Origin of the sequence: Amycolatopsis sp. NPDC051373, assembly GCF_040689465.1 — a bacterium.
GTDB lineage: Bacteria > Actinomycetota > Actinomycetes > Mycobacteriales > Pseudonocardiaceae > Amycolatopsis.
Genome location: NZ_JBFBAE010000011.1, coordinates 270,547 through 282,471, shown reverse-complemented (window position 1 = coordinate 282,471; position 11,925 = coordinate 270,547). Strand labels below are relative to the sequence as shown.

Genomic DNA, 11,925 nt, shown 5'->3' with positions numbered 1-11,925 from the left:
AGGAAGGACGTTTCCCATGTGCACCTACCTCACCGAGAAGTTCGCCGTGGAGGGCAGCGGCAAGAGCGCGACCGGCTGGCACAGCGTCAACGAAGCCACCGTCTACGTCGACCACCCGACGCACGCCCGCTTCGCCCACACCGTGAACATCGACTTCCGGAACCCGGCAATGGGCCCGGCCGCGCGCGTCGCGCTGGAACTGACCGAAGAAGACGCGCTCGCCCTCGCCGACGCGATCCACACCGCGCTGGCCTCCGCGCCGGCCGGGCTGGCCTCGCGCAACCAATGAGCCGCACCGGCTGTCCCGGGTTCAGGCCCGGGCCAGCCGGTCAGGGCGTGTAGAGCGCGCCGAGGAACTCCAGCAGCAGCCGTTCCCGCAGCGGTTCCGCCGCCGTCGCCAGCAGTGCGTTGATCGGTGCCATGCGCTCGGGCAGGCCGGCGTCGCCGACGAGGCCGGCCGCGGCGAGCAGGCCCGCGAACTGCTCCGCCGTCAAGGTTTCCGGGTCCAGTGCGGCCACGAACGCGGCCACGTCCGGGTCCACTGACGTCGGACCGGCTTCGCGGGCCGAGGCGACCGAGGCGGTCAGGTCCGCGAGGAACTCCGCCTCGCTGCCGTGGTTCGCGGCCGTGATCGTGAGGTGCAGGTTCAGCGGCGAGCCGCCGTGCGCGAACTGCGGCTGCACGTACCAGCCACGCACCTTCATCTCGTCCGCGACCGTGAACAGATCGAACCCGTCGTCGGCGGTGCCGGTCGTGGCGAAGGCGATCAGCGTCGAGTCCGGGTCACCCAGGATCCGCAGGCCCGGCAGGGTCTCGACCCCCACACGGATCCGGGTCACGGCCTCGCGCGTCACCTCCGCGAGGCGCAAGTAGCCGTCCTCGCCGAGGTGGTTCACCACGGCCCACGCGGCCGCGAGCGGGCCGCCCGAGCGAGTGCTCTGCAGCGTCGGGTTCAGCATCGTGTAGCCCGGCCAGGCCGCGCTGGCGAAGTAGTGCGTGCGCCGCAGCTCGGCGTTCGCGTGCAGCAGTACCGAGACGCCCTTCGCACAGTAGGCGTACTTGTGCAGGTCCACCGAGATGCTCGTGACGCCCGGCACGCGGAAGTCGAACGGCGGCACGTCCGCGCCCAGCTTCGCGAAATACGGCAGCACCCAGCCGCCGATGCACGCGTCCACGTGCATCCGCACACCGCGAGCGGCCGCGGCGGCCGCGATCTCCGGGATCGGGTCGACCACGCCGTGGGCGTAGGAAGACGCGCTCGCCACGACGAGCACGGTGGACTCGTCGATTGCCGCCGCCATGGCGTCCGGCACCGCACGGAAGGTCTTCGCGTCGGCCGGCACCATGATCTTGCGCAGCCCGAACAGGTGCGCCGCCTTGTGGAACGCCACGTGCGCGGTGTCGGGCAGCACGATGCTCGGCGCGGTGATGTCCGGCCGGGCGTCCCGCGCGGCCAGCACCGCGAGCAGGCACGACTCGGTGCCGCCGGACGTCACCGTGCCGACCGTTCCCGCGGTTCCGCCCAGGAGCCCCGCCGCGCGCCCGACGAGGTCGTTCTCCAGGCGCAGCAGGCTCGGGAACGCCGTGGGGTCCAGCCCGTTGGCCGACGACGCGAGCGCGTGCGCGGCCGCTGCGATCTCGTCCACTTCGGACAGGCCGCTGTCGTAGACGTAGGCGAGCGTGTGCCCGCCGTGCGTCGGCAGGTCGCCCGCACGCAGCTCCCGCAACTCGGCCAGGACGTCGGTCACCGCTGCGGCTCCACCGGCCGCGGCTCCAGCACCTTGCGCCGCAGCAGCGGGATCGCCAGCGCGATGAGCACCGCGGGCAGCACCGAGGAGCCCACGGTGATGGCCGTGATCGCCGAGGACGGCTGCGCGGTCGTCGCGTCGGTGCTCGACACGTAGCCGCCGGCCTGCAGCACCAGCCCGAACAGACCCGGGCCGAGCGCCAGACCCAGCGTCTCCGACGCCGTCCACACGCCCGCCGTGATGCCCGCGCGGGTCTCGCCGGTGCGTTCCTCTTCGGCGCTGATGAGGTCGGGCAGGATCGCCAGCGGGAACACGGAGATCCCGGCGTACCCGATGCCCGACAGCGCGACGAACACCATCGTCACCGCGAACGGGATGTCCTTGGCGAACAGCATCCCGAGCAGGCCGACGGTGAACGAGACCGTCGCGATGCGGAAGCCCACGAGCTTGCCCCAACGGTGCCCCAGCCGCGGCCACAGCGGCATCGTGATCAGCGCCGGGCCGACGAAGCCCACGAACAGCACCGTGCGGTAGCTCGGGTCGCCCAGCACGTGCTCGGCGAAATACGGGATCGCGGCGAGCACCGTGCCGATGCCCAGCGCCTGGATGAAGTACGAGCCCATCAGCCAGCAGAACGGGCGCCACTGCGCGATCGTGCGGATCAGCTGCTTGAAGCTCACGGCGTTGGGCCGCAGCGAACCGACGGGCGCGCCGCGCAGACCGAAGTAGACACCCAGGGTGGCGAGCAGGATGATCACGGCCATCACGAGGCCCATCACCCGGTAGCCGGCCACGCCTTCGAGGATGTCGGTGATCGCCGGGGCGGCGCCGCCGGACACGAGGATCGCCACGGCCAGCACGCCGATGCGCACGCTGGTGAGTTTCGTGCGTTCCTCGGCCGAGTCCGTGAGCTCGGCCGGCAGCGCGTTGAACGGCACCTGGAAGAACGCGTACGCGGTGGCACACAGGAAGAACACGATCACCACGTAGGTCGCGTCGATCGCGGGCTTGCCGAACCCGGGGTGCGCGAACAACGCGAAGAACAAGATCGCGACGCCGATGCCGCCGCCCAGCAGGAACCGCCGCCGGCTGCCGCTGCGCACCAGGTCGGCGTCGGACAGGCGGCCCGCCACCGGGTTGAAGATCACGTCCCACGCCTTCGGCACGAACACGATCACGCCGGCCGCCGCGGCGGGCACCGCCATCGTGTCGGTGAGGTAGGGCAGCAGGAGCAGTCCCGGCACCGTGCCGAAAGATCCGGTGACGAACGAGCCGAGCGAGTAGCGAAAACGCGTCCGGCGGGGCAGCGGCGCCAAGGGTCCTCCTCGAAGGCGGTCCGACGAACGCAATACCTAGTGGATCTTCGCCGTTCCCCGGTAGTGGTCGGGAGGAATCGTGCCACCGTCGTAATGCACCGCGCGTACCGGGCCGACCTCGCCCCGTGCCCTGCTCACGACAGGGCTTCGGCCACCTTCGCCAGCGATCCCGCGTCGCCGCGCAGCAGCAGCGTCGTGACCACAGTGTCCTCCCAGGCAGCGAGCTCCTCGCGGATCTTCGCGGCCGGGCCGACGAGCGAGGTGTCCTCCACGAGCGACGTCGGGATCGCGGCGACGGCCTCGTCCTTGCGCCCGGCGAGGTAGAGCTCCTGTACCTTGTCGGCCACCTCCTCGTAACCCAGGCGCGCGAACACGTCGTGGTGGAAGTTCACAGCCTTGGCGCCCATGCCGCCGATGTACAACGCGAGCGCCGGCTTGATCCAGCTCGCCGCCTCCTCCACGTCGTCGTGGACGATCACCGGTACCGAAGCGGGCACCTCGAAGTCCTCGGGCTTGCGCCGGGCGCCCGGCCGGGCGAACCCCTCGGCGAGCGCGGCCCGGTAGAACGCGTCGGCCTTGGGCGAGAAGAACAGCGGCAGCCAGCCGTCGCAGATCTCCGCCGACAGCGCGACGTTCTTGGGTCCTTCGGCCGCGAGGTAGATCGGGAGGTCTGCGCGCAGCGGGTGCACGGTCGGCTTGAGCGCTTTGCCCAGCCCCGCTCCTCCTTGCAGTGGCAACTGGTAGAACTGCCCGTCGAACGTCACGGGTGCCTCGCGCGCCAGCACCTGGCGGATGATCGCCACGTACTCGCGCGTGCGGGCCAACGGCTTCGGGTACGGCTGGCCGTACCAGCCCTCCACCACCTGCGGGCCCGACGCACCGAGCCCGAGCACGAACCGGCCGCCGGAGAGGTGGTCGAGCGTCAGCGCCGTCATCGCGGTGGCGGTGGGCGTGCGCGCGGACATCTGCACGATGTTCGTGCCGAGCTTCACGCGGCTGGTCGACGCACCGGCCCAGGCGAGCGGGGTGAACGCGTCGGAGCCGTAGGCCTCCGCCGACCACACCGAGTCGAACCCGAGGCGCTCGGCCTCGAGCACGGCCTCCAGCGCGCCCGGCGTCGGGCCGCTCCCCCAGTACCCGAGGTGGTAACCCAGCTTCATGCGGCCCTCCGTGCTTCAGATGTTCGGCGAGTAGTGCTCCGGCTTGCCGCGTTCCCCCACGGGCGGCAGGTTCCTCCGTGGAGTCTCGACCACGGGCGCGCCCGCGGCCACCTCACCCCTCGCCCGGCGCCGGCCGGCGCGCGCCCGCGGGTGGTAGCGGCGGTCGTGCGGGACGAGAGAGAACACGGCGTTGATCGCGCGGCCGGCGAAGCGGTGCCGGCGTTCGTCGCGCGCAGTCCAGGTGAAGCCGAGCAGGTCGCGGATCTCCGGGTCGTAGAGCCCGACCGTGAGCCAGACGAACTGCCGCGCGATCACCCCCGAGACCGGCCGCCACAGCAGGTCGGGCAGCCAGGGCAGGAACGGCGGTTTCGTGATGCCGCGCAGATCCAGGACGTCGCGCGTGGCCTTGTTGTCCTCCAGGACCTCGGCGCACATGTGCTTCCAGTACCGCCGGAAGTCCTCCCAGGACTCGGGCACCGGCCGCATCGTCATGTCGTACATCCGCCACCAGCGCACGTGTTCGTCGAACAGCTCGCGCTTCTCCTCTTCGCCGATGCCGCGCATGAAGTGGTCGGCGATGAGGATCGTGCTGACGAAGAACGTGGAGTGGGCCCAGTAGAACGTGTCCGGGTCGAGCGCGTGGTAGCGGCGGCCTTTCGCGTCGACACCCTTGATGCGGTCGTGGTACCCGCGCACCTCGAGCGCGGTCCGGCGGGCGAGCGGCCCGTCGTAGACCACGCCGCCGATCGGGTAGAGCGAGCGGAACAGCCGCTGCCAGCGTTCCTCGAAGAACCGCGAGTGCTGCTCGACGCCGGCGCCGAGACCCGGATGCATGTTCTGCATCGACCCGGCCCACAAGGCGATCAGCAGCCCCCGCCAGTCGCCGAAGTAGCGCCACGTGAGCGAGTCCGGTCCCAGCGGTTCGGGTTCCTCCCCCGGAATGGCGCCCCTCCCCTGGTTGTGTCGATGAACTGACTACGCCTGTTGTCAGGTTAGGATGTGACAACGGGCGTGGTCAACTACGGGAGTGGATATGCCGGGCCGCACGTGGGCGGGCACGACGCTGGACGATCGGAAGGCGGCGCGGCGGGACCAGCTGGTCGCCGCGGGCCTCGACCTGCTCGGCACCGAGGGCTCCGCGGCGGTCAGCGTGCGCGCGGTCTGCCGCCAGGCCCACCTGACCGAACGCTACTTCTACGAGAGCTTCACCGACCGTGAGGAGCTCGTCGCGGCCGTGTACGAGCACGTCGGCGAGCGGGCGCGCCAGGCTTTGGTCGACGCGATCCGCGACGCAGCCGATCCGCGGCGGCGGGCGGAACGCGCCGTGCGGGCGTTCGTGGCCCTCCTGGTCGACGACCCGCGCCAGGGCCGGGTGCTGTTGCTGGCGCCGCTGACCGATCCCGCGCTGACGCGCCGCGGCCTGCACCTGTTGCCGGCGTTCGCGGGCCTCGTCGGCGAACAGCTCTCGCGCGGCGACGAGACCGACCGGCAGCTGGTGTCGATCGGACTGGTCGGCGCGCTGAGCAACGTGTTCATCGCCTACCTCGACGGCACGCTGCGGGTGAGCCGGGAACGGCTCGTCGCGCACTGCGTCCGGCTGGTGCTCGGGGCGGACGAGTTCGATCACTGAGCTCATCGTGCCGGGGCTCGTTCTGCCCGCAGCCGCAACGCGATGTCGATGATCATGTCCTCCTGACCGCCGACGTACCGCTCCGCGCCGACGCGGTAGAGGATCTCGTGCGCCGGCACGCCGTAGCGTTCCGCCGCACGCTCGGCGTGCAGCAGGAAACTCGAGTACACGCCGGCGAAGCCCTGCACGATCGACGAGCGGTCCATCACCGGCAGCCGGGTCAGGTACTTCTTCACGACGTTCTCGGCCGCGGCCATCAGCACGTCCTTGTCGACGCCGGTCGGAATGCCGAGGCGTTCGAACATCGCCGCGAGCACCTCGGTCGGCGAGTTCCCCGCGCCCGCGCCGAGGACAGCGAGGGAACCGTCGATCTGCCGCGCCCCGGCGCGGTGGGCGAGCACGGAGTTGGCGACGCCGAAGCTGAGGTTCTGGTGACCGTGGTAGCCGACCTGCGCGTCGTCGCCCAGCTCCGCGACGAGCGCGGCGACGCGATCGGCGGCTTCTTCGAGGATGAGCGCGCCGGCGGAATCGACCACGTAGACGCACTGGCAGGCGACGTCAGCCATGATCCGCGCCTGCTTCGCGAGGTCCTCGGGCGCCGCCATGTGCGCCAGCATCAGGAATCCCACCGTTTCCAGACCGACGTCGCGGGCCGCGCCGAAGTGCTGCACGGAAACGTCGGCTTCGGTGCAGTGGGTGGCGATGCGGGCGGCGCCGGCGCCGAGGTCCGCGGCGGCGCGCAGGTCGGTGACGGTGCCGAGCCCGGGCAGCAGGAGCACGGCGATCTTGGCGCGGTTCGCCTCGTCGACGGCGGCGGCGATCAGCTCGCGTTCGTCGGTGAGGGAGAAGCCGTAGGTGAAGGTCGAACCACCGAGCCCGTCGCCGTGGCTCACCTTGATGAGCGAGATCCCGGCGTCGTCCAGCGCGCAGGCAGTGTCTGCGCACCTGGCGTTCGGTGAAACGGTGGGCCATGGCGTGGCTGCCGTCGCGCAGGGTGGTGTCGACCAGTCGCACCGACGCGTTCTCCGCCGGCTGGTTCGGAGGGGCGCGCTCATGCCGACACCAGCTCAGCGGCCACCAGGTCGCCGACGCGGGCCGCCGCGGCCGTCATGATGTCGAGGTTGCCGGCGTAGGTGAGCAGGTAGTCGCCGTTGCCCGCGACTTCGAGGAACACGCCGACGCGCGCGACGCCGTTCCACTCGGGACGCGGCGGATCGAACTGCGGATCGGCTTTGAGCGTGCAACGGGTACGTACCGGCGGACCTCGGCGACCATGCGGTGGATCGAGTCGGTGATCGCCGCGAAGTCCGCGTCGGCGGCGACCGCGCAGAACACGGTGTCCCGCATGATCATGGGCGGGTCCATCGGGTTGATGATGATGATCGCTTTGCCCTTCGCTGCGCCGCCCACCTCTTCGAGGCCCCGCGCGGTGGTTTCGGTGAACTCGTCGATGTTCGCGCGCGTGCCCGCGCCGGCCGAGCGCGAGGACACGGACGCGACGATCTCCGCGTACGGCACCGGAGTCACGTCAGGTCGATCGAGCGGATGCCCGCTTCGGCGTAGTGCGGCGCGTGCGCGAGGTGCGTTTTCGCCGACGTCGCCTCGAAAACGAGCTGCGGAAGTTCGGCTTGGCGCAGGAGCCAGTCGACGCCGTCCGCCGAAGTCTCCAGGCCGAGTCGCGCCGCGCGGGCGAGCTCGTCGGACACCGGGTCGACCCGACCAGGTACCGCACGTCGATCTTCTCGCTGCGCCGCAGCTTCGCGAGCAGGTCCGTGCCGATGTTGCCGGGGCCGACGATCGCGGCCGTCACCTTGCGTTCCGCCATGTTTTCCGACGGTCCTCGCCGCGGCGGTGCACACTCAACCCGTGCGTACCACTGGACGGAACGGCGGCGAAGGCCTGGTCGCCTCGCGCGTCGCGGCGATCCTGGGCGCCTTCCGACCGGGCGACGACACGGTCGGTGTGTCGGAGCTGGCGCGGCGGACGGGGCTGGCGAAGACGACCGTGCACCGCCTGACCCGCCACCTCTGCGACACCGGCCTGCTCGAACCCGACGGCACCGCGCTGCGGCTCGGGCTGCGGCTGTTCGAGATCGGCCAGCTCGCGATCCGGCGCCGTGGTCTGGTCGAGGCCGCGCGCCCGTCGCTGGCCGACCTGCGCGAGGCCACGCGCAACACCGTGCACCTCGCCGTGTTGGAGGGCACCGAGGTGGTCTACCTCGACGTGCTGCGTGGCCCGGACGCCCCCGATGTGCCGTGCCGCATCGGCGGCCGCTTCCCGGCCCACGCCACCGGCGTCGGGAAGGCCATCCTCGCGTTCTCGCCGGAACCGCTGGTGGCGCGGGTGATCGACGCCGGTCTCCCCCTCATCAGCCGGCGCACCATCACCGCGCCGGGGTTGCTGCGCCGCCAGCTCACGCGCATCCACGCCGAGGGCGTGGCGTTCGAACGAGAGGAGTCCGGCGTCGGAGTGGTCTGTGCCGTGAGTCCCCTGCTCGACGCGGCGGGCACGGCGGTCGCGGCGATCTCCATCACCGGCTGGGCGACCCGGATGCGCACGGAGCGTGTCGCCCCGGCGGTGCGCACGGTCGCGCTCGCGTTGTCGCGTTCGTTTGTCCAGACCTGAGCAGTCGGAAAAATTCGTGCCACACAACGGGTTACGCGAGGGTTAGGCCGTTCGGATGACGTCGGGGGCGCAGGTCTGGTCCCGTGATTCTCCGTAACTACGATCGTCCGGATGGCCCAGCAGAGCTGGGGGATCACGTTCCCGGGCCGGTCTCCCACGCCGATCTCCAGGGTCCGCCGCGATCCCGTCGTGGCGGCCCGAGCCCGGCTGCTGTCGCTCGATCTCGTGCTCGGCCTGCTCGCCCTCGCCGGCGGTCTGCGCGTGGTCTACCTCTCGGCCACCACGCCCGCTCTGCCCGGAGAAGCCACGACCGTCGCCCGCGCCTACGCGCTCGGCCACCTCACGGCGTACGGCGGTACGACCACGGCCGGCGCCAGCCCGTTCGGACAGCTGCAGCTCGCCGGGTACACGATGTTGTCCCACGCCTTCGACCGCGCGGCGACGCCGGTCGCCGCCGTGCGCGAGGCGATGATCGTTGCCACGGTGGTGACGACGGTGCTGGTGTGGCTGCTCGCCCGCCGGCTCGGCCTTCCGCGCTGGGCGGGACTGGTCGCCGCGGTGCTGCTCGCCGTGTCGCCGCTGGCGATCGGGCTACAGCACGTGGTGGTCGTCGAGCACCTCGCGGTGATGTGGGCACTGGCCGGGCTGTGCCTCGTCGCCACGCCTCTCCGTTCCTCCGACGCCACCGGCGACCACAGTGGACCTGCGCGCCACGGCCTTGCCCAGGACCTGCTGGGCGCGGGCTGCCTGCTGGCCGCCGTGCTGACCTCACCACTCACGCTGCTGTTCCTGCCCGCCGCGGGCTGGCTGCTGCTGCGCCGTTCTCCGGCGCGGGCCGGGCTCGTCGCCGTGGTGGTGAACCTCGGCCTGGGCCTCGCCTTCGGGCCGCTGGCGGCGTGGTTACGCCCCGCTCTCGCCACCGGCGGCGAGCCGGCCCTGCCCAGGTGGCTGGTTTTCGATCCGGCCCTCACGGCGGTATCGGCGCTCGCGTTGATCGCCGGCCTGTTCGTCGCGACGGTGCGCCCGCTCGCGGTGTCCGGCATTCTCGTGGCCGGTCTGCTCGCGGTCCCCGGGTTGCCGGCCACTGCGGTGCTGGCCCTGCTGCTGCCCCTCACGCCGCTGGTCGCGGCCGGGGTGGCGCACGCCGTGCTTTCCGCGCACCACGAACCGGAGCACCGGCGCGCGCCCGCCCGGCCCGGGGCCGGCGTCGCCGTGGGCACGGTGGTCCTGACCGCGGCGTTCGCGCTGAGCTGGACGTACGGGTTCACCTCACTGCGCCCCAGGCCAGCGGGCCCCGACCCGGCCGTCGAGGCCCGCACCTGGTTGCAGGCCAACGCGGTGGGCTCCCGTGTACTCGTCGACGACGCCACCTGGACCACGCTCGCGGCGGGCGGGTGGCCGAGTGGGCTGCTCGTCACGACGGCCGACGCGAACCCGCCACCGGACTGGGCCGCGCTCACCCCACCGGCACTGGCCCAGTCCTCCACAGTGGACTCCCCCGACGCGGCCGCGGTGTTCGGCAGCGGCGCGGGACAAATCACCGTCGCCCGGCTCGGGCCGCCCGTGCTCGTGCCGGACGAAAACGGCGAGAAGACCGCGCGGGCCCACGCGGGTGCCGCGCTCACCAGGTCCGGACGCGTGAACTGCGTGCCGGAAACGCGTGCCGTGCTCGGCCGGGGCGATCTCGATCCCCGGCTGATCTCGACGCTGGCGGCGTTCGCGTCGCAGCAGCCGGTGCGCGTCGCGGCGTTCCCGCCCGTGCCCGGCGAGGACGCGGCGGGGCAGCCGCGCCGGCAGGTGCTCGTCACCGGCGCCGACGACGCGGCCACCCGGTTCTACGCCGGGCAGCGCGCCGTGTTCCGCCCGGCCTCGGTCGTGCGGACGGCCGGCGGCGTGCTCGTCACCTACCCGCCGTTCGCGCCGCCCGGCCTGCTCACCTCCTTCACCGCACCCTGATCCCTCCGAAAGGTCCCCTCCGATGCGCCTTCGAACCCTTTTGAGACCCACCGGTCTCCTCGCGGCCGCCGGGCTGCTGCTGCTCACGACCATTCCCGCCGCGGAAGCGTCCACCGGCCCCGGCCCCGGCCCCGGCGTCGGCTGGATCCGCGTCGGGCACCTGTCGCCGGGTGTGCCGCCGGTCGACATCTACTTCGCGCCGTTCGGGCAGCCGGAGAAGGTGGTGATCCGCAAGGCGGGCTACGGCGCCGTCACGCCGTACTCGTCGCTGGACCCGGGCCAGTACACGCTCTCGATGCGGCCCGCCGACGCCGCACCGACGACCGCACCCGCGCTCAGCGCGACGATCTCCGTGGCACAGCAGACCGCCTACTCGCTGCTGGTCTTCGAGAACGGTCCGGACGGGACGCTGCACGGCGCCCTCGTGACCGACGACCTCACCGCCCCGGGCGCGGGCAAGGGCCGCGTGCGCGTGGTCGAGGGGTCGGCGACACCCGCGCCGGTGAGCGTCGGCGGGCCGGACGGCATGGCGCTCGCCACGAACGCGGCCTACGGCGACACCACGCCGTACGCCGAAGTGCCGGAGGGCACCGTGCCCCTGCAGCTGACGAGCGGCAGCGTCAAGGCGAACGCCGACGTTCCCGTGGCGGCGGGCTCGTCGACCACGTTGCTCGTGACGCAGGACAACGGCGCGCTGAAGGCGACCCCGATCTCCGATGGCGCCGACCTGCCGAACCCGCCGAAGCTCGGCGTCGAGACCGGGGGCGGCGCCACGGCGTCCGGCGGCGACCACTCCGAAGGGTGGTTCGCGATCGGCGTCGGGGTGTTCCTGCTCGTGCTGGTGCTCACGCCGCTGGTCCGGCGGATTCGGGAAGGCCGTGCGCGCTGACCTGATCCGGGTGTGCTGCGCGGTCGCGCTGGCCTGCGCCGCATGCACGCCCGCACCGTCCACAGTGGTCTCCGCGACGACGTCCGGCTCCGCTCCCACGGCAACAGCCACCGAACCGGCCGGCAGCATCGGGCCGCTGCCTCCCGCGGCGAGCGTGAGCCCGGTCCGCCTGATGATCCCGGCGATCGGGGTCGACGTGCGCGGGCTGGTCCCGCTCGCCCTCGGCCCGGCGCACGAGCTGCGGGCGCCGGAGAGCTTCGCCGACGTCGGCTGGTACGCCGCCGGCCCGGCACCGGGTGACCCCGGGCCGGGGGTCATCGCCGCCCACGTGGACTCCCGGTCCGGCCCGGCGCCGTTCTTCCGCCTGCGCGAGCTTCAGCCCGGAGACGAGGTCCGCGTCGAACGCTCCGACGGCGGCGGCGCCCGCTTCGTCGTCGACGCCGTGCAGCGATACCCGAAGGACGCCTTCCCGACCGACGCCGTGTACGGCCCCGCCCCGGGCGCCGCGCTGCGCCTGATCACCTGTGGCGGCGCCTTCGACGCCGCCGCCCGGTCCTATCGCGACAACGTGGTGGTCTACGCCTCGACCCGCTGGACCTGA

Annotated in this window: 10 protein-coding genes and 2 pseudogenes; 6 read left to right on the top strand and 6 right to left on the bottom strand. The window is 72.2% G+C overall.

Annotated elements, in window-relative coordinates; genetic code table 11:
- Positions 1-16: 16 nt before the first annotated feature.
- The gene (locus AB0383_RS22555; protein WP_220240918.1) at positions 17-289 is read left to right on the top strand and encodes a DUF6295 family protein; all 273 of its coding nucleotides are present in this window, start codon (positions 17-19) and stop codon (positions 287-289) included.
- A gap of 40 nt (positions 290-329) precedes the next feature.
- Here the strand turns inward: AB0383_RS22555 and AB0383_RS22550 are convergent, their stop codons facing one another.
- The 4 genes from AB0383_RS22550 to AB0383_RS22535 form a co-directional block, all read right to left on the bottom strand.
- On the bottom strand, positions 330-1,748 hold the full coding sequence (locus tag AB0383_RS22550) for an aminotransferase class V-fold PLP-dependent enzyme (protein ID WP_366188437.1): 1,419 nt from the start codon (positions 1,746-1,748) through the stop codon (positions 330-332).
- Positions 1,745-3,064, bottom strand: coding sequence for an MFS transporter (locus AB0383_RS22545; protein ID WP_366188436.1), 1,320 nt, complete (start codon positions 3,062-3,064; stop codon positions 1,745-1,747). The genes AB0383_RS22550 and AB0383_RS22545 overlap by 4 nt, the downstream gene beginning before the upstream one ends.
- Before the next feature lie 134 nt (positions 3,065-3,198).
- Positions 3,199-4,224, bottom strand: coding sequence for an LLM class F420-dependent oxidoreductase (locus tag AB0383_RS22540; protein WP_364170830.1), 1,026 nt, complete (start codon positions 4,222-4,224; stop codon positions 3,199-3,201).
- 15 nt (positions 4,225-4,239) lie between these two features.
- Positions 4,240-5,166, bottom strand: coding sequence for an oxygenase MpaB family protein (locus AB0383_RS22535; protein WP_364171366.1), 927 nt, complete (start codon positions 5,164-5,166; stop codon positions 4,240-4,242).
- Positions 5,167-5,257: 91 nt separating this feature from the next.
- On the opposite strand from AB0383_RS22535, the gene AB0383_RS22530 reads away from it, so the two are divergent.
- A complete protein-coding gene (locus tag AB0383_RS22530) occupies positions 5,258-5,854 on the top strand; it encodes a TetR family transcriptional regulator (protein ID WP_364170831.1) in 597 nt (198 codons plus the stop codon).
- A gap of 2 nt (positions 5,855-5,856) precedes the next feature.
- On the opposite strand, the pseudogene dmpG reads toward AB0383_RS22530, so the two are convergent.
- Both dmpG and AB0383_RS22520 read right to left on the bottom strand, forming a co-directional pair.
- A pseudogene (gene dmpG / locus AB0383_RS22525) lies at positions 5,857-6,826 on the bottom strand (4-hydroxy-2-oxovalerate aldolase).
- 79 nt (positions 6,827-6,905) lie between these two features.
- Positions 6,906-7,679: pseudogene (locus tag AB0383_RS22520) on the bottom strand (acetylating acetaldehyde dehydrogenase).
- A gap of 41 nt (positions 7,680-7,720) precedes the next feature.
- On the opposite strand from AB0383_RS22520, the gene AB0383_RS22515 reads away from it, so the two are divergent.
- From AB0383_RS22515 to AB0383_RS22500, 4 genes are all read left to right on the top strand, one after another.
- Complete coding sequence (locus tag AB0383_RS22515) at positions 7,721-8,479, top strand: IclR family transcriptional regulator (protein WP_364170833.1); 759 nt, start codon at positions 7,721-7,723, stop codon at positions 8,477-8,479.
- 111 nt (positions 8,480-8,590) lie between these two features.
- A complete protein-coding gene (locus AB0383_RS22510) occupies positions 8,591-10,435 on the top strand; it encodes a phospholipid carrier-dependent glycosyltransferase (RefSeq protein ID WP_364170835.1) in 1,845 nt (614 codons plus the stop codon).
- A 22-nt stretch (positions 10,436-10,457) separates the two neighbouring features.
- Positions 10,458-11,324: a DUF4397 domain-containing protein gene (locus AB0383_RS22505; RefSeq protein ID WP_364170837.1), complete on the top strand. Its 867-nt coding sequence runs from the start codon at positions 10,458-10,460 to the stop codon at positions 11,322-11,324.
- On the top strand, positions 11,314-11,925 hold the full coding sequence (locus tag AB0383_RS22500) for a class F sortase (protein ID WP_364170839.1): 612 nt from the start codon (positions 11,314-11,316) through the stop codon (positions 11,923-11,925). Before AB0383_RS22505 ends, AB0383_RS22500 begins: the two co-directional genes overlap by 11 nt.